This window comes from Sphingopyxis sp. GW821-FHT12F08 (assembly GCF_058806755.1).
The window spans coordinates 1-21,425 of record NZ_JBXAQA010000006.1; the positions used below are offsets into that span (position 1 = coordinate 1).

Consider the following 21,425-nt stretch of genomic DNA (forward strand, 5'->3'; position numbering starts at 1 on the left):
GACCTCTTCACCTCGCGCACGGGCTACGACTATGGCGTGGGCACGGGCTATGCGATGGGCAGCGTGGTGCAGTCGGCATCGGACAGCCACAAGAACGGCGACGAGAGCAGCTATGATTCTGACGAGGGCTCAGCAGCGTGGTCTGCAGGGGCGCGACCGTTTACTCGATCATATTGAATCCACCGGCCGAACGATCGCAGGAGATCCGGTTTGGATGATCGACGAACTTGATATTCTGCGTCGCCTTTATCCCGACCGCGCAGCCCTGTCGGTCTCCTTGCCGCGCCGCACGGCCGCGGCCATTTCCCAAAAGGCTCGCAAAATTGGTCTCGTTCCGCCGCTCAGGATCTGGGCGGCAGAAGATGCGGTTCGGCTGCGTCATCCGTATGTAACCGGGATCCCGATTTCGGTGCTCACCAAGATGTTTGCTGACAAGTCTTCGAGGCAAATTTGGCGAAAAGCTTGCGCCATGGGATATCGGCGACCACGTCGTCCCCCGAAACCGACAGGGCTGCCATTGGTGGACAGCATTCGCCGCCGCGCTTTTGACCTTCGCATCACGATGACCGAGCTGGACGCATTCATTGGCCGAAAGCGCTATTTCGTTGGTACTCGCCATATCGATTGGGGAGCAATCCAGCGTGCTATGATCCTGCTGGGCGGCAGACCGATCGTGAACTGGGCAGCGTGATGGGTAGGGGAAAGCGGCGCCGGGAACACGCAATTTCAACAGGTGACCAGTGGACACGTCAGGAAGATGTCAAGGTGTGTGCGCTCTATCCTTCCTATGACCTCTTGCAAGCTGCGCTTCCTCATCGCTCCTATTGGGCTCTCAGGAATCGCGTCCGGTGCCTGAACATCGTCAGGCGACGCCATGTTTGGACCAACCTCGAGACCAGGCGATTGCGTGATGCGTTCGCAAGTCAGGTTCCCGATCGTGATCTTGAAGGATTGTTTCCTGGCCTGCGTTTAAGCCAGATCAAGGCGAAGGCCGGACACATAAAGGCGCCTCATCGTAAAGGTGAACGCATAGATTTCGGAATGCCGGCGCTTGATACAATTCGCGAGCGGGCAAGGGCGGCGGGTCTTTCATACGTGGAACTCGATAAGCGCGCGCGGACTGGAAAATTCTTCCAGAAATCAACACGCCAGCCAATGCTCAAGCACATATCGCGGGCGGCAAAGCTGCTGGGTGGAGAAGTGACGATCGAGTGGGAGGACGAGGACTTGTGAAGGTGCGGCCTTTCTGCGCTTCTATCATTCGTCTTGTGGGCTCCGTTCTGCTATACTAACGGCAGGATCCTGCGTGCAGACGAACGCATTCGTTCGACGCCGCGAGCCCGTCAGCAGCTTCACTGCCCACAGCTGAATTTTCATTGAGGCGGGAATTTTTGCACTGGAAACTTCGAGCGATTTTCGCGAGATGGCGAGCCTGGACTTCCGTCTCTCGCCTCAGAGGCAAAATTCATGCCCCGCAAACGACGCAGCAAGCCGCGCCTTTCGGCGCAGCTGAATCCTAAATTTGATTTATATCAAATACTTAGGACTGTCTGGTGCGGTCGAGAAGACTCGAACTTCCACGGCCTTTCGGCCACAACGACCTCAACGTTGCGCGTCTACCAGTTCCGCCACGACCGCACATCATGATGGTCCGGATCGGGTCCGGCACCAGGTAGGAGCGGGCGCCTAGCAAAGCTTTCCGGGCGATGCAAGCGAGCATAGCCGCATTTATTTTTGCAGCTGCGAAGAAGCCGGGCGGCGCGCAGCCGCGCCTGTCATCAAAGCGACTCCGAAGAGTCACCCGATTGTCATCGCTCTGGCGTCAGACCGTCACCGAATCACCCTAGTGGCGGCCCCATCGGGGGGCGGCGGAATAGTTTCGCCGTTCCGGCCGGTGACTTTCAGCAGGGGCGCCGCTCGACCGTATTGGGGGCGCACAGCGGATAACGGAGAATTTCATGGCGGCTTTCGCGCGCGTTCGTTTGGTCATGCTCAGCGGCGTGGCCTGTTCCATTCTGGCCGCCTGCGGCGCTGACGGCGTCGCCTCGCCCGGCGAAGGCGTGATCGTGATCCCGGCGCCGACGCCGACCCCCACGCCGACGCCGACCCCCACGCCGACCCCGACGGGCGTCACCCCCGCCGCCGCCTGCCCCAGCATCGCCGGTCCCGCACTGGCCGACCTTGGCACCATCACCGGCCCGCAGGGCACCTGGCGCAACTGCGGCTTCCCCGCACGCTTTACCGCGACGACGGCGATCCCCAAGGTCGCGGGCGTGGTCTATTCGCTGCCCGGCCGCGTCGATGTCGGCACCGACCAGGGCGCCGCGAGCACCAACACCGACGTCACGCTGACGATCGATCCGGGCGTGACCATCTTCGGCGCGACGGGCGTGTCCTTCCTCGTCGTCAACCGCGGCAACCGCATCGACGCGGTCGGCACCCCGGCGCAGCCGATCGTCTTCACCGGCCGCGGCAACGTCGTTGGCTCGGCTGACGACAATACGTCGCAGCTGTGGGGCGGTGTCGTCCTGCTCGGCCGCGCGCCGATCACCGACTGCCTCGCGCCGGGTGCGACGCCGGGCACGGTCGCCTGCGAACGCGACACCGAAGGCACGTCGAACGCGCTCTACGGCGGCGCGCAGCCGGCCGACAATTCGGGCCGCATGTCGTTCGTCCAGATCCGCTACTCGGGCTTCATCCTGTCGGCCGCGAGCGAGCTGCAGGGGCTGACCCCGTCGGGCGTCGGTTCGGGCACGACGATCGAGAATATCCAGGTCCACAACAGCTCGGACGACGGCATCGAAGTGTTCGGCGGCCGTCTGAACATGCGCAACCTGGCGATCACCGGCGCCGAGGACGACGGCCTCGACACCGACGTCGGCTACAAGGGTAACGTCCAGTTCCTGCTCGCGGTGCAGCGTGCGGGCGGCTCGGTCGGCGACTCGATGCTCGAGATCGACTCGAACGGCAACGAAGAGGCGATCCCGCGCCAGAATGTCGCGCTGTCGAACTTCACCTTCATCCACCGCAACAATGCGGCTGGCAACACCGCGTCGGTGCTGATCCGCGGCGGTGCCGACTATCGCTTCATGAACGGCGTGATCGCGGCGCCCGGCATTTCTTGCATCCGCATCAACTCGGCGACGACGACCCGGGCCGCGGACCCCGCGCTCGACGATGCCGGTCCGCCGAAGTTCGACTCGGTCAACCTGCAGTGCGGCGGCGCCAGCCCGTTCCTCGGCACCGGCGGCGTCACCAACGACCAGGTCGCGGCGATCTTCAACGCGGGCACGAACAACAGCTCGACCTTCGTCCCGACGCTGGCCAGCGTGTTCATCAACGGCTCGGCGGAAACCGCCCGCCCGGCGTTCAACCCGGTTCCGATCAGCAGCTTCTTCGTGAACGCGGGCTATGTCGGCGCGGTGCGCGACGCCGCCGACACGCGCTTCACCGGCTGGACGTGCAACTCGGCGACCGCGAACTTCGGTTCGTCGAGCGCCGCCTGCACGCTCATCCCGGTCTGACGCGCCGACGACTGACTATAGGGGCGGGGCGCACCGACGGCGGAGCGCCCCGCCCCCTATCCCATCTGCAAACAGGGGTTTTTTGATCATGACCACGCGGCCGCTCTTCGCCAGCCTGCTGCTTATCTCGTCGGCTCTGGTGTCCCCCGCGGCGCTGGCGCAGGATGCCGGGCCCGCGGGTGACAGCGTCCAGTCGACGCCGCCGACCGAGGATGTCGCGCAGCCCGCGACCGACGCGGCGCCCGGCGACGTTCCCGCCGATGAAGAGCCCGACGTCTCGATCCCCGGCGGCAGCGACCAGGAAATCGTCGTCACCGGCCGCTATACCCCTAACGTCGTCCGCGCGACCCCCGAAGTCGTGTCGGTGCTGTCGTCGGCCGACATCGCGCGCACCGGCGAAGGCGACATCTCGGGCTCGCTCCAGCGCGTCACCGGCCTCAGCGTCGTCGGCGGCGGCTTCGTCTATGTCCGCGGCCTCGGCGACCGCTATTCGCTCGCGCTCCTCAACGGTTCGCCGCTGCCCAGCCCCGAACCGCTGAAGCGCGTCGTCCCGCTCGACATCTTCCCCTCGAACGTCATCGATTCGACGCTCGTCCAGAAAAGCTATTCGGCGAACTTCCCCGGCGAGTTCGGCGGCGGCGTGATCAACCTCACGACCAAGGCGACCCCGCGCGAACCCTTCCTGACCTTCTCGGGCGGCATCGGCTGGGATAGCGAGACGACGAACGAACTCGGCTATACCTATTATGGCAGCGACACCGACTGGACCGGCTTCGACGACGGCACGCGCGACATCCCGCCGCTGCTGAGCGCCGCTCTGACGAGCGGCAAGCCGATCCTCGAGGGCGCCGACTTCACGCAGGACGACCTTGAAGCGATCCAGATGGAGCTGGTCAACGCCGAGACGACCCTGCTCCAGCAGAACAACCACATCCCGGTCAACTGGTCGGCGGGCATCACCGGCGGCACGACGATCACGCTGCCGAACGGCGAGCTCGGCATCATCGCGACCGCGGGGATCAGCAACAAGTGGCGCACGCGCGACACGCTGCAGCAGAGCTCGGTGAACGCCGACCTGTCGGGCGATCCGCAGTCGAGCTTCCAGCGCGTCGTCACCGACAACCGCATCGTCGTCAACGGGCTGCTCGGTTTCGGCCTCGAGCTCGGCGACCACAAGTTCCGCTGGACCAACCTCTATATCCGCGACACGCTGAAGCAGGCGCGTCTCGGCCTCGGTTCCGACGCGAACCAGACCGGCCGCGACATCATGCGCCAGGACACCGCCTGGTACGAACGCCAGCTGATCAACACCCAGCTGGTGGCCGAATTCGACTTCGACCGCTTCCAGCTCGACCTGCGCGGCGCCTATGCCAATTCGCAGCGCGAGGCGCCGTACGAGCGCAGCTTCACCTATGTCCGCACCAACCTGCCGCTGGCGCAGGACCCGACCGGCGACAAGTTCGTCAACGACCTCGGCGGCAACCGCGGCGACGCTACGATCGCCTTCTCGGATCTCAACGAGGATCTGTGGTCGGGCGGCGTCGACCTGTCGTACGAACTGGCGCCGCAGATCACCGCGACGGTCGGCTATGCCTATACCGACACCCACCGCGTCGCGACGCGCCGCGCCTTCCAGTTCCGCGCCTCGGGCCTGCCGGTGCCGGTGACGCAGCTGCGCCCCGATTATCTGCTCTCCGACGCGTCGATCCAGCTCTATGACATCACGCTGGTCGAAACCTCGGCGCAGGACGGCACCGCGTCGTTCGACGCCAATCTGACGACGCATGCTGGCTATGCCCAGGTGCAGGCAGAACTGATGTCGGGCGTCAATATCAATGCCGGCGTGCGCTACGAGGACGGCAAGCAGACGGTCGTTCCGATCGACCTGTTCAACACTGGCGGCAATGCAATTGCGGCGACGAACCTCGCCAATGATTATTGGCTGCCGGCGGTGACGCTGACCTGGGAAGTCGCGCCCGACATGCAGCTGCGCGTCAGCGGGTCGAAGACGATCGCACGTCCGCAGTTCCGCGAACTCGTCGCGCAGATCTACAACGACCCCGAATCGAACCGCAACTTCCGCGGTAACCCGTCGCTGACCGACAGCGAACTGATGAACGCCGAGGCGCGCTACGAATGGTATTTCGCCAAGGATCAGCGGATCACGGTCGCCGGCTTCTACAAGTCGATCGACCGCCCGATCGAGGCATATACTTCGCTGACCGATTCGGTCGGCAACACCAGCTACGCCAATGCGCCGAAAGCGACGCTCTATGGCGTCGAGTTCGAAGCGCAGAAATATGTCCCGCTCGACACGATGTCGGATTCGCCCTTCTGGCAGAGCCGCCGCCTGGTGCTGATCGGCAATTACACATGGACCCAGTCGGAAATTAAGGTCGGCGACGGCGACACCACGGTGATCAACGGCGTCGAGCTCGACGCCAGCGATTTCTTCTTCGACGGCGCGCCGCTCACCGGCCAGTCGGACCATCTGGTCAACGTCCAGATCGGGCTCGAAGATCAGGACAAATTGTCGCAGCAGACCTTCCTGCTCACCTACGCCAGCCCGCGCGTCACCAGCCGCGGTCCCTCGGGCCAGCCCGACATCCGCGAAAAGCCGGGCCTCCAGCTCGACTTCGTCGCGCGCCAGGGCTTCACCGCCTTCGGCAAGGAAATCGAGCTGAAGTTCGAGGCGCGCAACCTGACCGGGCGGACGTACAAGGAAGTGCAGGAATCGGGCAGCAACCAGATTTTCTTCAACCGCTACAAGCTCGGCCGCAGCTTCTCGCTCGGCGCGTCGCTGAAGTTCTGATGGTGAAAAGCCCCTCCCCTTCAGGGGAGGGCAGCGAGACTTGGCGGCTTGCCGCCTAGTCGCAGCGGGTGGGGTCCCGACGCCTTGCGCGAGGCCGATGGCCCCCACCCCAACCCCTCCCCTGAAGGGGAGGGGCTTCGTGCGGCGAGCCGCCGCAGGGCAGACTCGCCCGATTGTCAAAAAACTGTAATCTTCCCGTCAACTGATCGTCACCAATCGCCCCTAGGCGATTCGCGAGACAAGGTTCCAAGTGGGGGATAAATAGGCTTTTCATGGCGACGCTGATGTCCGGATCGGCCGTGCGGCCGCCGCGTGCGCTGCCCGCGTGGCTGCGGCTGCGTGCCCGCTCGCCGCGCGCGATCGGGCCGTTGCTGCTCGTCGGCCTGCTTGGCGTATTGCTCGCGGTGCAGGCGGTGCGCCTGATCTGGACGCTCGTCACCCCGCTGTCGCCGCTCGGCGCGTGGCAGCCGCAGACCGCGGTGATCGCCTCGCCCGCCGAACGCCGCGCGCTGTTCGCGAGCTTCGATCCCTTTTTCCGCACCGGCGGCCAGGGTCCGGCCTCGGCCACCGTCACCGCGCTCGGCCTCACTTTGTTCGGCGTCAACATCAACGAGGCGACGGGTGGCGGCTCGGCGATCATCGCGGGCGAGGACGGCGTGCAGTCGAGCTACGCCGTCGGCGACGAGATCGCGCCGGGCGTGAAGCTCGCCGGCGTCGCCTTCGACCATGTGCTGCTCGACCGCGGCGGCGCGCGCGAAAGCCTGTTCCTCGACCAGAGCGGCGACGCCGCGGTCGCGACGCCCGCCACTCCGCTGCCCGCCCCGACGCAGGTCGGCGCGCCCGCCGCTGCCGATTCCAATGCCGTCGCGGGCGAGCTTTCGCCCGCTGCGCTCAAGGCCGGCGTCGGCTTCGCGCCGCGCGCCGAGAATGGCCGCGTCACCGGCGTCGTCGTCCAGCCGCAGGGCGACGGCGCGACCTTCCGCGCCGCGGGGCTGCGCCCCGGCGACGTCATCCGCGGCGTCAACGGCCGTCCCATCGGCTCGGCGGGCGACGCCGCCGCGCTCGCCAGCCAGTTCGGACCGGGTGCGCGCCTCTCGCTCGAAGTCGAGCGCGGTGCGCAGGTCGTCCCGATCGCCATCTTTGTTTCGAAGTAAGGGTTTATGCGTCTCAAACTGTCCCTGATGCTTGCTGCCGCGCTGGTTTCCGCCGCGCCCTTGCCCGCGCTCGCGCAATATTCGCTCAACGTGCGCGACGCCGATATCCGCGCCTTCATCCAGGACGCGGCGCGGATCACCGGGCGCACCTTCGTCATCGACGGGCGCGTCAACGGCAAGGTCTCGGTGGTCACCGACCGCCCGCTGTCGCGCAGCGAATATTTCGAGATTTTCCTCGCGACGCTGCGCTCGAACGGCCTCGTCGCGGTGCCGGGGCCGAACGGCGCCTATCGCATCCAGCCGATCGACGGCGCCGCGGCGCAGCCCGGCCGCATCGGCGGCAGCGGCGCGGCGCAGAACCAGTTCGTGACCGAGATCATCCGCCTGCGCCACATCGACGCGGTGGCAGCGGTCGAAACGTTGCGCCCGCTGGTCAGCGCGCAGGGCTCGCTCACCGCGAACCGCAACGCCAACAGCCTCGTCGTCGCCGACTTCGCCGACAATATCCGCCGCATCCGCGCGCTCGCCAACAGCATCGACCGCGACACCACGACCAGCCAGATCGTCACGCTCAGGAACGCCGGCGCGCGCGAGATCGCCGCCGCGCTGCAGGCGCTCGTCCCGGCGGCGGGCGAGGGGGCGCAATCGCCCGTCGCGATCGTCCCGATCGACAGCAGCAACGCGATTGCCCTGAGGGGCGATCAGGCGCTCGTAGCGCGCTTCGTATCGATGGCGAACGACCTCGACGCCAAGGCAGCCGGCGGCACCGAGCTGCGCGTCTATTGGCTCCAGCATGCCAATGCCGAGACCCTGCTGCCGACGATCCAGCAACTGATCGGCGGCGGCAGCGACCCGGCGCAAAAGGCGGGCCTGCCCCCGGCATCCTCGTCGTCGTCAAGCGGCAGCGCGTCGACCCCTGCGGCCGCCCCTGCCGCGACCACCCCGACGTCGGTCAGCGGTTCGGGCGGCAGCATTTCGACGCGCGGCCCGGCGATCGTCACGCGCTACGAAGGCGCCAACGCGATCATCGTCGCCGCGAACAGCGAAGTGCAGCGCATGCTCGGCGAGCTGATCCGCCAGCTCGACAGCCGCCGCGAACAGGTGCTGGTCGAGGCGATCGTCGTTGAAATCGGTGACAGTGCGGCGAAGCAGCTCGGCGTCCAGTTCCTCTTGGGCGGCAAGAATATCCCCTTCGTCGCGACGAGCTACAGCAATGCCTCGCCCAACATCCTGACCCTCGGCGGCGCCTTCGCCGCAAACGAGTTGTCGCAGGACACCACGACGGTGAACGGCACCACCACCGTCACCACGACCGGCAGCTCGTTCGGCAACAGCCTGCAGGAAGCGGCCGCCGCCTCGCTGCTCAGCGCCACCGGCGGCTTCGCGGGCTTTGCGGGCGACATCGGCAAGAACACGATCTTCGGCGCGATCATCAACGCCGTGAAGTCCGACACGACGTCGAACCTGCTCGCGACGCCGCATATCGTCACGCTCGACAATCAGGCCGCGAAATTCCTCGTCGGGCAGGAAGTGCCGATCACCACCGGCGAAGCGCTCAGCGACAATTTCGACAACGCCTTCCGCACCGTCCAGCGCGAAGAGGTCGGCATCAAGCTGGAAGTTACCCCGCAGGTCAACGGCGCGGGCGAAGTGAAATTGTTCCTGCGTCAGGAAGTGTCGAGCGTCGCGGGGCCGGTGTCGTCGCGCAACAGCGACCTGATCCTCAACAAGCGCTCGTTCGAGACCGTGCTGACCGTCGACGACGGCGAGATCCTCGCGATCGGCGGCCTGCTCAACGACGACGAGCGCAAGACGATCGAGCGCATCCCGCTCCTGAGCGACATCCCGCTGATCGGCGAACTGTTCAAGTCGCGCAGCCGCAGCCGCGCCAAGACCAACCTCATGGTCTTCATCCGCCCGACGATCCTGCGCAATCGCGAGGACAATGCCGCGCTCACCGCGCGCCGCTACGGCTATATCCGCGACACCCAGCTCCGCCGCAATCCCGGCGAGGAGCCCGCGATCGACACGCTGGTGCGCGACTATATGGGGACGACCCCGCCCGCGCCGGCGTCACCGACCGATGTCACCGTCGGCCCGGTCGACCTGCCCGCGCTGCGCGGCCCCGATGGCGCGGTGATATCGACCGACGTGCCGCCCTCGATCTCGAACGCGCCCGCGCCGCCGCCCGGAGACACTCCGTGACCGATCCCGAACCGATCGCCGCTGCCCCGGCGCCGGTCGACATCCCTTACGCCTTCGCGCGCACCCACGGCGTGGTCATCGCGCCGGGCGAGGGCGGCGCGTGGCTCGCGACCTTGCGCGAGGGTGGCGACCCTGCGGTGCTGATCGAGGTGAAGCGCTATCTCGCCGCGCCGCTCAAGGTCGCGACCGCGAGCGTCGCCGATTTCGACCGGCTCTTGTCCGACCATTATGCGGTCGACAGCTCGGCCGCAGCGATGGCGGGCTCGCTCGACGGCAGCGACCTCGAGCTCGGCATCCCGAGCGCCGAGGATCTGCTCGACAGCGCCGACGATGCCCCCGCGATCCGCCTCATCAACGCAATCATCGCCGAGGCGGTGCGCCAGGGCGTCAGCGACATCCATATCGAACCCTATGAAAGCGGGCTCGTCGTGCGCATGCGCACCGACGGCGTGCTGCGCGAGCACCTCCGCATGCCGCCGCACGTCGCGCCCGTCGTCGTCAGCCGCATCAAGGTGATGGCGCGGCTCGACATCGCCGAGCGCCGCATCCCGCAGGACGGCCGCATCGGGCTGACGCTCGCGGGCAAGGCGGTCGACGTCCGCGTCTCGACGCTGCCGAGCCGCGCGGGCGAACGCGTCGTGATGCGCATCCTCGACAAGGATAGCGCGGGGATCGATTTCGACGTGCTCGGCCTGGTGGGTGCCGCCGACCAGATCCTGCGCGAGGCGCTCGCCGAGCCCAATGGCATCATCCTCGTCACCGGCCCGACGGGCTCGGGCAAGACGACATCGCTTTACGCTGCGCTCAAGCAGCTCAACGACGGCCAGCGCAACATCCTGACCGTCGAGGACCCGGTCGAATATGCCGTCGACGGCATCGGCCAGACGCAGGTCAACGCCAAGGTCGGGCTCGACTTTGCCGCGGGCCTGCGCGCGATCCTGCGTCAGGATCCCGACGTCGTGATGGTCGGCGAAATCCGCGACCGCGAGACCGCCGATATCGCGGTGCAGGCGTCGCTCACCGGCCATCTCGTGCTCTCGACCGTGCACACCAATGATGCCGTGGGCGCGATCACGCGCCTGAAAGACCTCAAGGTTGAACCTTTCCTGCTCGCCTCGACCTTGCGCGCGGTGATCGCGCAGCGGCTGGTGCGCAAGCTCTGCGACCATTGCCGCGAGCCGGTGCAGGCCGACAACAGCGTCGCCGCGATGCTCGGGCTCGACATCGGCACTGTCGTCTGGCGCCCCAAGGGCTGCGACCAGTGCGGCGGCACGGGCTTCAAGGGCCGCATCGGTGTGTTCGAGGCGATCAAGGTCGACGAGACCATTCGCCGCTACATCTATGCCGGCGGCGACGAATCGATGATCGCTAAGCACGCTTTTCTCAAGGCGCCGACGCTGGCCAGCGCGGCGCGCGCGATGGTAGCGAAAGGGCTGACCACGCCCGAGGAAGCGATCCGCATCGCGCGGCGCGAGGATGTCGATGCCTGATTATCGCTATGTGGCGATCGACAGCCAAGGCCGCGAGCGCAAGGGGCGGCTGACCGCCGCGAACGACGACGCGGCGCGCGCCGACCTGATCCGCCGCAGCTTCCATATCGTCGCGGTCGAGCCGGCGGGGGCGAAGCCCGCAGGCCGCTCGCTGCTCGCCTTTCGCCGTACCAGATTGTCCAGCAAGGAACTCGCGCTCTTCACGCGCCAGCTCGCCACGCTCGCCGAGGTCGCGCCGCTCGAAGAGGCGCTGCGCACGCTGACGCGGCAGAGCGAGGCCGAAAGCGCGCGCGCGGTGATCGGCGACGTCCACGCCGGGCTGCTCGAAGGCCGCCGCCTCGCCGATGCGATGGGGCGCCAGCCGGCGAGCTTCCCGCCGCTCTATCGCGCGATGGTCGCGGCGGGCGAGACCACGGGCAGCCTGACAATCATCCTCGCGCGCCTCGCCGACCTGCTCGAGCGCCAGGCCGAAGTGCGCGGCAAGCTGATCGCCGCGCTCGCTTACCCGATCGTGCTCGCGGTGGTCGCGATCGGCGTCGTCGCGGCGCTGATGATCTTCGTCGTCCCGCGCGTCGTCGAGCAGTTCACCGACACCGGTGCGCAGCTGCCCTTCCTGACGCGCGCGGTGATCGCGATCTCGAACTTCGCCGCGAACTGGTGGTGGCTGATCGCGCTGCTGCTCGCCGCGGGCATCTTCGGCTGGGTCGCGGCGATGCGCCGCCCGGTGTTCAAGGCGCGCGTCGATGCGCGGCTGCTGCGCCTGCCCTTGCTCGGCCGCCTGCTCCGCGATCTCTACGCCGCGCGTTTCGCGCGCACGCTCTCCACGATGGTGTCGAGCCGCCTGCCGCTCGTCGAGGGCCTGCGCCTCACCGTACCGACGATCCGCAATGCCGCGCTCGCCGGCGCGACCGCGGCGATCGTCGATCAGGTGCGCGCGGGCGGCGGGCTTTCGGCCGCGCTCCGCGACGCCGGTGTCTTCCCGCCTTTGCTCGTCTACATGACCGCGAGCGGCGAAAGCGCAGGAAGGCTCGAGGTGATGCTCGAGCGCGCCGCCGACTATCTCGAACGCGAGTTCGACCGTTTTACCGCCGCGTCGATGGCGCTTCTCGAACCTGTCATAATTGTCGTTATGGGGTCGTGCGTCGCCCTCATCATCCTCGCCATCCTGCTGCCGATCCTCCAGTTGCAGAACCTAGCCGGACTTTGAAAATGTCGCTGATGAAGCTTATACTCCGTCTGATGCTCGATCCCTCGCGCCCCTCTGCCTCCATGCCCCGCAAGAAGGACGAGCGCGGCTTCACGCTCACCGAACTGATGGTCGTCATCTTCATCATCGGCCTGCTCGCGACGGTGGTGATGATCAACGTCCTGCCCAGCCAGGACAGGGCGATGGTGACCAAGGCGAAGGCCGATATCGCGACGCTGGAAACCGCGCTCGAACAATATCGGCTCGACAATCTGACCTATCCGGCGTCGGGCGACGGCCTCAATGCCTTGAAGGTCGCGCCGCCCGCGCTCGCGCAGCCCGAACGCTATCGCCGCGGCGGATATATCAAGACGCTGCCGCAGGATCCGTGGGGCCGCCCCTATAATTACCAGGCGCCGGGCGCGAACGGAAAGGCGTTCGATATCTGGTCGATGGGCGCCGACGGCGCGCCGGGCGGGACCGACGAAAATGCGGACATCCGCTCCGACGGCTGATCGCGTGCGGCCGAACGGCTTCACCCTCGTCGAACTGATGGTGGTGCTCGCGATCATGGCGCTCGCCGCGACCGCGGTCGTGCTCACCATTCCCGGCGAGGAGCGCAGCGTGCGCAGCGAGGCCGACCGCCTCGCCGCGCGGCTCGCCGCCGCGCGCGACGTCGCGGTGATCGAGGGGCGCAGCGTGTCGGTGAATTTCGCGCCCTCGGGTTATGGCTTCGAACGCCGCGTCGCGGGCGAATGGCAGGCGCTGCCCGGGCGCAGCTTCGAACAGCGCAATTGGCCCTCCGACGTGCGCTTCGCCGCCGGCAACGGGCAGGGCGCGGCGCGCATCCTGTTCGACCGCGTCGGGACCAGCCCGACGCCGCAGGCGCTGGTGCTCGCCAGCGGCGACGCGCGTGAGGTCGTGCGCGTCTCGGCCACGGGGGAGATCGGCCGTGGCGAATAAGGGCGAAAGCGGCTTCACTTTGCTCGAAATGCTCGTCGCACTCAGCATCATCAGCATCGCGGCGCTGACGCTGGTGCGCCTCGACGCCTTTGCGATCCGCACCGCAGGCGACCTCGACGAAAGCACGATGGCGGGCATCGTCGCGCAGAACCGCGCGGTCGAGCTGTGGACCGATCCCGCGCCGCCGACGATCGGGAACAGCACGAGCGGCGTAGCCAACGCCGGGCGCAACTGGCGCGTTGAGCAGCGCGTCAGCAAGACCGCCGACGACAGCCTGCTGCGCATCGACCTGCTCGTCCGCCCCGAAAGCGGCAGCGGGCAGGCCGCGCTGACGATCATCCGGCCCAGCCGATGAAAGTCCTCACCCGTTCCCCTTTCCCGTTCGCCCTGAGCTTGTCGAAGGGCGGTCCTTTCTTTGCGACGTCGAGAAGGAAGAACGGTGCTTCGACAAGCTCAGCACGAACGGAAATGGGGCGAGGCGAAGGCGGCTTCACCCTCGTCGAGATGCTCGTCGCGCTGTCGCTGTTCGCGGCGATCGCGGCGATGGGCGTCGGGCTGCTGCGCAGCAGCGTCGACACGCAGGACGCGGTGCAGGGCCGGCTGAAGGCGATGAGCGGCGTCAACCGCCTCCGCGCGCTGATGGCGAACGACCTGGCGCAGGCGCTGCCGCGTCCGACGCGCGGGCCGTCGGGCGAGGTGGTACCCGCCTTCGCCGGGTCTGAAACGGGCTTCGCGCTTGTCCATGGCGGCGCGGGTTCGCTCGAAGCGGGGTCGCGGCCCAATGTCGAGCGCGTCGCTTATGCCTTCACCGGCGGCGAATGGCGCCGCGCGGTCCAGCCGATGCTCGACGGCACGCCGATGAGCGACGGCGACCGGCTGGTCGGCGAGGTAGCCGCCGTTGCCGTGCGCTACCGTGACGACAAAGGGCAATGGGGCGGCAGCTGGAACAGCGAGCCCGGCGACCGCCTGCCGCGCGCGATCGAGGTGCGGCTGACGCGCCGCGGCGGCGCGCCGCTGGTGATGCTGTTCCTGACCGCGCCCGCGCCGCCGCCGCCGCTGTCTGCCGGGACGCCCGCGCCATGAGCCGCCGTTCGCAGGACGAACGCGGCGCGGCGCTGCTCAGCGTGTTGCTGCTGGTGTCGGTGATGGCGGTGATCGCCGCGACCGCACTCGACCGGCTGACGCTCGCGACGCGCATCGCGGGCAGCGCGGCGACGGTCGACCAGGGCCGCGCCTTTGCCTTCGCCGCCGAGGAGATCGCGCTGCGCCGCGTCGCCGACCTCGTCGGGCGCGACAAGACGAAGCTCACCCTCGCCGGCGACTGGCTCGGCCGCGATTTCACCCTGCCGCTGCCCAACGGGCAGGGGAGCGCGCGGCTGGCCGATGCGAACAACTGCTTCAACCTCAACAGCCTGGTCGCCGAAACCACGCCGGGGCGCTTCAGCCAGCGGCCGGGTACGACCGGCCAGTTCGCCGAACTGATGACCCTGCTCGGCGTCAATGCCGACGAGGCGCGGACGATCGCGGGCGCGACCGCCGACTGGCTCGACAGCGACAGCGTCGACGGCCCGCTCGGCGCCGAGGACGGCGTCTATCGCTCGCTGCCCGGCAGCTATCTGCCCGCCAATCGCAAGATGGTCGACGCCAGCGAGTTTCGTGCGGTGCGCGGGGTGACCCCCGCGATCTATGCGCGGATGAAACCGTGGATATGCGCGCTGCCCAGGGCCGAGCCGGTCAAGCTCAACGTCAACACGCTGGCGCCCGCGCAGGCGCCGCTCGTCGCGATGCTGCTGCCCGGACAATTGAGCGTCGCCGACGCGCGCGCGGTGCTGGCGGCGCGTCCCGCGGGCGGCTATGGCAGCAGCGTGCGATTCTGGGAGTCCGGACCGCTCGCCCGCCTCGACCCGCCGACCGACGTCGCCGAACAGGCGGGGGTGACGAGCCGCTGGCTGGCGCTGACGACCAATGTGACGATGGGGGATGGTTTCTTGACGGCAGAATCGCTCATCGACGCCTGGGGCGGGGCGCAAGCGGCGGGCGCGGCACCGCCGGTGATCGTCCGGCGCGACTGGGGCGAATCCGACTGACATGGCGCGTACATTGCTTCTCTGGCTGCCGACGCAGGCGGCGCTGAACGGCGGCGACGCGCCCGAACCCTCGTGGCTGCGCGTCGACGACGGGGTGATCGTCGATTCGGGGCAGGACGACGGCTGGGTCGATGCGTGGGAGCGCCCGCAGGACGACGCCGGCGACGATCGGCTGGTCGCGCTTGCCCCCGCCGCCGACGTGCCGCTGCGCTGGCACCATTATCCCGACGCCGCGCCCGCGCAGGCCGCGGCGATCGCGCGGCTCGACACGTTGCGCGCCAGCCTGGGCGATGCCGCCGCGCTGCATATCGTCGCGGGCCAGCCCGCCGACGCGGGGCAGGCGGTGCCCGTCGCGGTGACGACGCACGCGGCGATGACCGCGTGGACCGACTGGCTGAAGGCGCAGGGGCTGGCCCCCGCCGCGATCATCCCCGCTGCCGCGACGGTGCCGCCGCCCGACGCCGACAGCCTGTGGACCGCCGAACTGGGGCGCGAACAGGTGCTGCGCACCGGCGACCGCGCCTTCGCCTCGGATCCCGAGCTCGACCCGCTGATCGCCGCCGAGCGGCCGATCGTCCCGCTCGATGGCGAGCGGATGCGCGAGGCGCTGCTGCTGTCACTCGCCGTGCCGCCGCTCGACCTTTTGAGCGGCGCCTGGCAGCCGAAGCGCAGCTGGGCGATCGATCCGGCGATGGTGAAACGGATCAAGCGGCTGGCGATCGCGCTGCTCGTGGTGAGCCTGCTCATCCCGATTATCTATGCGATCCGCGTCAATTCCGACATTTCGCGCGCCGACGAGGCCGTGGTCGCGAGCGCCAAGAAGGCGGGGATCGCCGCAACCGATGCCGCGGCGGCCGAGGCCGAGATCGACCGCCGGCTCGCGGCGGCGGGCGGCGGGCCGCTCGCTTTTTCGGTGCCCGCCTCGGCGCTTTACGACGCGATGCGCGATACCGCGGGGGTTTCGCTGAAGAGCCTGTCGCATCGTACCGATGGCACGCTGACGACGACGCTCGCCGCGCCGCGCACCGAGGACCTCAACGCCGTGCTGCTCGCGCTGCAGGCGCGGGGCTACAAGGTGACCGCGCAGCCGATGGCGGGCACCGACGGCCAGCAGATGGCGAACATCACCGTGAGGGCCGTGCCATGACCGAGCGGATCGTCACCTGGTGGAGCGGCCTGTCGCGCCGCGAACGTTGGCTTGTCGGCGTCGCGGGCGTCCTCGCGCTCGGCGTGATCCTGTGGGGGCTGGGGCGTCCCGCCTATGCCGCCTTCGCCGATCTCGAAGCGCAGCATCGCGCCGCGATCGAACGCGAGGGGCGCGTCGCCGCCAAGCTGCAATTGCTCGCACGCAAGCCCGCGGCTTCGGCGCCGACGGCGGCCGATACGACCCCGGTCGACCAGTTTCTGACCCAGTCGGCAGGCGAGATCGGGCTGACGCTCGACCGCAACGAGGCGCGCGGGCAGGGCCAGGCGACGGTCGCCATCGCCACCGCCAGGGCGCCCGTCCTCGCCGACTGGCTCGCCAGCCTCGAGGCGCAGGGCTTTGTCGTCGACCAGCTGACGATCACCCCGGGCAACGATGGGACCGTCGGCATGACCGCCGAACTCCGCCGCGGAGCCAATTGATGCGCCGCCGGGTGATTTTCGCCGCGCTGCTGATCGCGCTGATCGTGATCGCCGCGACCTTCCCGATGCGGCTCGCGCTGTCGCTCGCGGGCGCCGAGCGCTCGGGGCTGACCGCGCGCGAGGTCAATGGTTCGGTGTGGGCGGGCGAGCTGATCGAGGCGCGGCTCGGCGCGCTGCCGCTCGGCAATGTGCAGGCCAGGCTGTCGCCGCTCGCTTTGCTCGGCGGCGATGTCGAGCTCGCCTTCGCGCGGCCCGACGCGCGGCTCGGCGAATTGGCGGGGCGGCTGCACGGCAGCAACCCGCGCGGCGTCTCCGACCTCAACGGCACGACTTCGCTCTCGGGCGGCCTCGGGCTCGTCCCCGTCGACAGCCTGCGCTTCGAGGGCGCGACGATCCGCTTCGACGAGCGCGGGCGGTGCACCACGGCAAGCGGGCGGCTCCAGCTCAGCGTCGGCACCTCGATCGCCGGGCTCGACCTGTCGCGCGGGCTGTCGGGGCCGCTGCGTTGCGCCGACGGGCGCGCGCAGGCGGTGCTGACCAGCCAGTCGGGGATGGAGCGGCTGACGCTCGGCTTCGACGGCGGCGGCGCCTATCGCGCCGAATTCGCGATCACCGCCGACGACCCAACGATGGCGTCTTTGCTGTCGGCGCTCGGCTTCCGCGCCGGCAATGGCGGCTTCGTGCTGGTCAGCACGGGCCGTTTCTGACGCATGATCGCGGCGCTGGACGCCTTGCCCATTGGCGCAGGCGTCGGGCTGGCGGCGTTGCTCGGGCTGGTCCTCGGTAGTTTCATCGCGACCCTGGTGCTGCGCTGGCCTGCCGGCCGCTCGGTGCTCGGCCGGTCGCAATGCGATGCGTGCCAGCGTCCGCTCGGCGCCCTCGACCTCGTCCCGCTCGCCTCGGCGATCGTCCTGCGCGGGCGCTGCCGAAGCTGCGGCGCGCGCATCGATCCCTTTCACATGCAGGTCGAGCTCGCCTCAGGGCTGATCGGCGCGCTGGCGCTCACGATCCTGCCCGGCACCGCCGGCTGGCTGTGGGCGCTGTTCGGCTGGCTGCTGCTGCCGCTCGCCTTGCTCGACGCGCGCCATATGTGGCTGCCCGATCGGCTCAACGCGCTGCTCGCGGTGACCGGGCTGCTGCTCGCGGGGCCGATGCTGGATACCGCGATGCTCGATCGCTGGATCGGCGCGCTCGCCGGCGGCGCGGCGCTCGCGCTGGTCGCTTTCGCCTTCAAGCGCCTGCGCGGCAAGGACGGCATGGGCGGCGGCGATCCCAAGCTGATGGCGGCGCTCGGCGCGTGGCTCGGCTGGCAGGCGCTGCCGCTGACCCTGCTGCTCGCCAGCTTCGGCGGACTGCTCTGGGCGCTCTTCACCCAAGGAAAAGGGGACCGGCCGCTTTCCTTGCGATCGGTCCCCTTCGGTACGTTCCTGGCAATCGCCGCTTGGGCGGCGGTGCCCCTCTGGCCCCTGCTGGCTGGATAGCCAGCACCTCCGACGTCAGTCGGAGAAAATACGCTCAGCGCTGAATGACGACCGTCACCGCGCGGCGGTTCTTGGCATAGGCTTCCTCGTTCGAGCCGAGCTCGGCCGGGCGTTCCTTGCCATAGCTGATCACCTCGATCCGTGACGGGTCGACGCCGAGCGACGCGAGGTAATTCTTCGCGGCATTGGCGCGACGCTCGCCGAGCGCGAGGTTATAGTCGCGCGTGCCGCGTTCGTCGGCATGGCCTTCGAGCAGGACGCGAACTGCCGGGTTGCGCTGCAGCCACTGCGTCTGGCTGGCGAGCGTCGCCTGGTCCTCGGCATCGACATTATACTGGTCGAAGCCGAAGTAGATGCGGTCCGACGAGATATTGTTGAGGAAGTCCTGCTGCGAGCCGGGGACCACGCCCGTGCCAGTGCCGGGGCCGGTGCCGCTGCCGTCGTCGATGCCGTCGGGGTTGGGGGGGAGCACCTCGGGCGCTTTTTTGGAGCAAGCGCCCACAGCGAGCATTGCGATCGCGGCGATCATGGCGGTGGTTTTCCGTATCGTCATGTTGTCGTCCCTTTCGTGATAATCCGGATGGTCGTGTTCATGTCGGGATTAACCCATGTTGAACCCGAGGTTTCAAACCCGAGGGTCTGGCATTGGTTCCGCCGTGAAAACGGCGCTGATCGGCGCGTTACGGCCGGATCGGGCCCCAGCTTGGGTCCGACCCGTCCTGCGGGGTGGGCAGGCGGCGCATGTTCACGCCGGTCAGGTCGACCTGCCACAGGCTCGACTTGCCCTCGCGCCCGCGCGAGGTGCGGAAAAATTGCAGCACGCGGCCGTTCGGCGACCAGGTCGGCGCCTCGTCCTGCCAGTCGTTGGTGAGCAATCGCTCGCCGCCGCCCGCGGGGGTCATCACCCCGATGCGGAACTCGCCGCCGCCCATCTTGGTGAAGGCGATCAGGTCGCCGCGCGGCGACCATTCGGGGGTGGCATAGCGCCCGCCGCCGAAACTGATCCGCTGCTGGTTCGACCCGTCGATGTTCATCGTATAGATTTGCTGGCCGCCCGAGCGGTCGCTTTCGAACACGATCTTCTTGCCGTCGGGCGAGAAGCTGCCGCCGACGTCGATGCCGGGATTGTTGGTCAACCGCACCGGCGTGCCGCCCGCGGCCGAGATGCGATAGATGTCGGTGTTGCCCGCGACCGCCATCGAGAAGAGGATCTGCGTCCCGTCGGGCGACCAGCGCGGCGCGAAGGTGGCGTTGCGGCTTTCGGTCACCAGCTTTTGCGAGCCCGCATCGACGTCGTAGATGAAGACGCGGACGCGGTCCTGCAGATAGCTGACATAGACGATCTTCTTGTAATCGGGCGAGAAGCGCGGGCTGAGTGCGAGCGCCTGGCCGTTGGTGATGAAGCGGTGGTTGCCGCCGTCACTGTCCATGATCGCGAGGCGCTTGATGCGATTCCCCTTGGGCCCGCTCTCGGCGATGTAGGCGACGCGGCTGTCGAAGAAGGGCGATTCGCCCGACAGGCGCGAATAGATGGCGTCGGCGCATTTATGCGCGGCGCGGCGCCAGTCGCCGGGCTGGATCTCGAAACCCTGGCGCACGAGTTCGCTACCGAGACCGGTGTCGTAGAGATAGCAGCCGACGACCAGCCCGCCGGTGCTGTTGGTGCGCACGAAGCCGTGGACGACATTCTCCGCGTCACGCGCCTGCCAGTCGGCGAAGCGCGGCGCGGTGACCTCGGGCATCGTGATCGCGCGGACACTGCCGGGACCGAGCGGAGCGTAGAGCCCGCTGCGTTCGAGGTCGGCCGTGATGACTTCAGCGATCTGGCGGCCGAGGCTGTCGGTGCGCAGGCCCGCGACGGTGGTCACCGCCGGCGTCGCGAACGCGGGTACCGCGATCACGGTGCGGTCCTGCGACAGCGTGCCGGTGATCGTCTCGCGTGGGCCCTCGGGCGCCGGGGCGGTCGTCGTCGGTGCGGGCGTGGGCGCCGGTGTCGTCTGGGCCGCGGCGGGTGCGACGACCGACGTCGTGAGGAGGAGGGTGAGCCAATATTTTGCCGGAGCCATGATCATCTCGCCTTGTCGAAATCGAGCGTATAATTCTGCCAGTAGGCGTAATTGTCTTCCGGCAGGTCGAAGGGTGCGGCGAGCTGGATCGCCTTTTTCGCGCATTCCTGGTGCCGCGCGACCAGGTTGCGGTTGCTGTCGTTCTGACCCGTGGTGGTCACGCCGGTAAAGCCCGCGAGGCTGCCCGACGGGGTCAGGCGGAACTTGACCTCGGTCTTCAGCAATTCGGCGTCGAAGCCGCTGACCTGGCAGCGGTTCCAGCGCGGTCCGACCGCCGCCTTGATGCTGACGTCGATCGAGCGCTTGATCGCGGCGGCTTCCTGCGCGGCAGGCACCCCCTTGCCAGGCGACTTGACGGGCGGGTCCTTGGCCTTGCCGTCGGGCTTGCCGCCCTTGTTGCCGGCCACGGGCGGCGGGACCTTCTTGGACGGCGGCGCCTTGCCCGGTGGGGCAGCTTTCGCGGGCGGTTTCTTGGCCGCGGGCGGGGCTTTGGGTGGCGGCACCGGCTTCTTCACCAGCTTCGGCGGCGGCGAGGCCTTGGGCGGCGCCGGGGGCGTCGGCTCGGGCGGGGTCGGCATCGGCTCGGGCGGCGCGATCGAGGTCGCATCCTCGTCGCCCAGCCGCGCGTCGGGCGGGCTGTCGCTGATCTCGGGCGCGGTCGATACCGGCGCGGTCTCGGCGATCAGGTCGACCTCCATCGGCGGATTGTCGAAGCGGCGCTCGCCCGCGGTCCATTGCACCGAGAGCAGGGCGATGATCAGGACGTGCGCGACCACCGCGATGGCGATGCCGCGTGTCTCGTTGCCGGTGAGTGCCCGTGTCGCCGCCATG

Annotated in this window: 20 protein-coding genes and 1 tRNA gene; 17 read left to right on the forward strand and 4 right to left on the reverse strand. The window is 68.3% G+C overall.

Translation table 11 applies throughout. The features are described 5' to 3' along the window. The first annotated feature begins 214 nt into the window (after positions 1–214). Both AC1RNQ_RS16065 and AC1RNQ_RS16070 read left to right on the forward strand, forming a co-directional pair. A complete protein-coding gene (locus tag AC1RNQ_RS16065) occupies positions 215–691 on the forward strand; it encodes a hypothetical protein (protein WP_493172620.1) in 477 nt (158 codons plus the stop codon). A gap of 212 nt (positions 692–903) precedes the next feature. After that, complete coding sequence (locus tag AC1RNQ_RS16070) at positions 904–1,233, forward strand: hypothetical protein (protein ID WP_493172622.1); 330 nt, start codon at positions 904–906, stop codon at positions 1,231–1,233. 318 nt (positions 1,234–1,551) lie between these two features. Here the strand turns inward: AC1RNQ_RS16070 and AC1RNQ_RS16075 are convergent. Next, a tRNA-Leu gene (locus AC1RNQ_RS16075) sits at positions 1,552–1,638 on the reverse strand. Positions 1,639–1,958: 320 nt separating this feature from the next. Here AC1RNQ_RS16075 and AC1RNQ_RS16080 point away from each other — a divergent pair. From AC1RNQ_RS16080 to AC1RNQ_RS16150, 15 genes are all read left to right on the forward strand, one after another. Beyond that, positions 1,959–3,524 (forward strand): beta-helix domain-containing protein, encoded by a 1,566-nt coding sequence (locus AC1RNQ_RS16080; RefSeq protein ID WP_493172624.1) that lies wholly within the window; start codon positions 1,959–1,961, stop codon positions 3,522–3,524. A gap of 88 nt (positions 3,525–3,612) precedes the next feature. Continuing rightward, a complete protein-coding gene (locus AC1RNQ_RS16085) occupies positions 3,613–6,336 on the forward strand; it encodes a TonB-dependent receptor domain-containing protein (RefSeq protein WP_493172626.1) in 2,724 nt (907 codons plus the stop codon). A gap of 284 nt (positions 6,337–6,620) precedes the next feature. Then, a complete protein-coding gene (locus AC1RNQ_RS16090; RefSeq protein ID WP_493172628.1) occupies positions 6,621–7,490 on the forward strand; it encodes a type II secretion system protein N in 870 nt (289 codons plus the stop codon). Positions 7,491–7,496: 6 nt separating this feature from the next. Next, positions 7,497–9,695 (forward strand): type II secretion system secretin GspD, encoded by a 2,199-nt coding sequence (gspD, locus tag AC1RNQ_RS16095; RefSeq protein WP_493172630.1) that lies wholly within the window; start codon positions 7,497–7,499, stop codon positions 9,693–9,695. Continuing rightward, positions 9,692–11,185 (forward strand): GspE/PulE family protein, encoded by a 1,494-nt coding sequence (locus AC1RNQ_RS16100; RefSeq protein ID WP_493172632.1) that lies wholly within the window; start codon positions 9,692–9,694, stop codon positions 11,183–11,185. The genes gspD and AC1RNQ_RS16100 overlap by 4 nt, the downstream gene beginning before the upstream one ends. Then, entirely contained in the window at positions 11,178–12,392 is a 1,215-nt protein-coding gene (gspF, locus tag AC1RNQ_RS16105; RefSeq protein ID WP_493172634.1) for a type II secretion system inner membrane protein GspF, read from the forward strand. The genes AC1RNQ_RS16100 and gspF overlap by 8 nt, the downstream gene beginning before the upstream one ends. An 11-nt stretch (positions 12,393–12,403) precedes the next feature. Beyond that, positions 12,404–12,886 carry a type II secretion system major pseudopilin GspG gene (gspG, locus tag AC1RNQ_RS16110; protein WP_493172636.1) on the forward strand — a complete coding sequence of 161 codons (483 nt, stop codon included), beginning with the start codon at positions 12,404–12,406 and terminating at the stop codon, positions 12,884–12,886. After that, the gene (locus AC1RNQ_RS16115) at positions 12,861–13,334 is read left to right on the forward strand and encodes a GspH/FimT family pseudopilin (RefSeq protein ID WP_493172638.1); all 474 of its coding nucleotides are present in this window, start codon (positions 12,861–12,863) and stop codon (positions 13,332–13,334) included. The genes gspG and AC1RNQ_RS16115 overlap by 26 nt, the downstream gene beginning before the upstream one ends. After that, positions 13,324–13,689: a type II secretion system minor pseudopilin GspI gene (gene gspI / locus AC1RNQ_RS16120; RefSeq protein WP_493172640.1), complete on the forward strand. Its 366-nt coding sequence runs from the start codon at positions 13,324–13,326 to the stop codon at positions 13,687–13,689. The genes AC1RNQ_RS16115 and gspI overlap by 11 nt, the downstream gene beginning before the upstream one ends. Before the next feature lie 113 nt (positions 13,690–13,802). Beyond that, positions 13,803–14,417 (forward strand): GspJ family type II secretion system protein, encoded by a 615-nt coding sequence (locus AC1RNQ_RS16125; RefSeq protein ID WP_493172642.1) that lies wholly within the window; start codon positions 13,803–13,805, stop codon positions 14,415–14,417. Further along, entirely contained in the window at positions 14,414–15,421 is a 1,008-nt protein-coding gene (gene gspK / locus AC1RNQ_RS16130; RefSeq protein WP_493172644.1) for a type II secretion system minor pseudopilin GspK, read from the forward strand. Before AC1RNQ_RS16125 ends, gspK begins: the two co-directional genes overlap by 4 nt. 1 nt (position 15,422) lies before the next feature. Further along, positions 15,423–16,568, forward strand: a complete 1,146-nt coding sequence (gene gspL, locus AC1RNQ_RS16135) for a type II secretion system protein GspL (protein ID WP_493172646.1) — start codon at positions 15,423–15,425, stop codon at positions 16,566–16,568. Next, entirely contained in the window at positions 16,565–17,047 is a 483-nt protein-coding gene (locus tag AC1RNQ_RS16140; RefSeq protein ID WP_493172648.1) for a type II secretion system protein M, read from the forward strand. Before gspL ends, AC1RNQ_RS16140 begins: the two co-directional genes overlap by 4 nt. After that, positions 17,047–17,754 (forward strand): type II secretion system protein N, encoded by a 708-nt coding sequence (locus AC1RNQ_RS16145; protein WP_493172650.1) that lies wholly within the window; start codon positions 17,047–17,049, stop codon positions 17,752–17,754. The genes AC1RNQ_RS16140 and AC1RNQ_RS16145 overlap by 1 nt, the downstream gene beginning before the upstream one ends. 3 nt (positions 17,755–17,757) lie before the next feature. Continuing rightward, entirely contained in the window at positions 17,758–18,528 is a 771-nt protein-coding gene (locus AC1RNQ_RS16150; RefSeq protein WP_493172652.1) for a prepilin peptidase, read from the forward strand. 34 nt (positions 18,529–18,562) lie between these two features. Here AC1RNQ_RS16150 and pal read toward each other — a convergent pair whose 3' ends face one another. The 3 genes from pal to AC1RNQ_RS16165 form a co-directional block, all read right to left on the reverse strand. Next, entirely contained in the window at positions 18,563–19,081 is a 519-nt protein-coding gene (gene pal, locus AC1RNQ_RS16155; RefSeq protein ID WP_493172654.1) for a peptidoglycan-associated lipoprotein Pal, read from the reverse strand. A gap of 127 nt (positions 19,082–19,208) precedes the next feature. Next, entirely contained in the window at positions 19,209–20,594 is a 1,386-nt protein-coding gene (gene tolB, locus AC1RNQ_RS16160; protein ID WP_493172656.1) for a Tol-Pal system beta propeller repeat protein TolB, read from the reverse strand. Positions 20,595–20,596: 2 nt separating this feature from the next. Next, positions 20,597–21,424, reverse strand: coding sequence for a hypothetical protein (locus AC1RNQ_RS16165; RefSeq protein WP_493172658.1), 828 nt, complete (start codon positions 21,422–21,424; stop codon positions 20,597–20,599). Position 21,425: the final 1 nt, after the last annotated feature.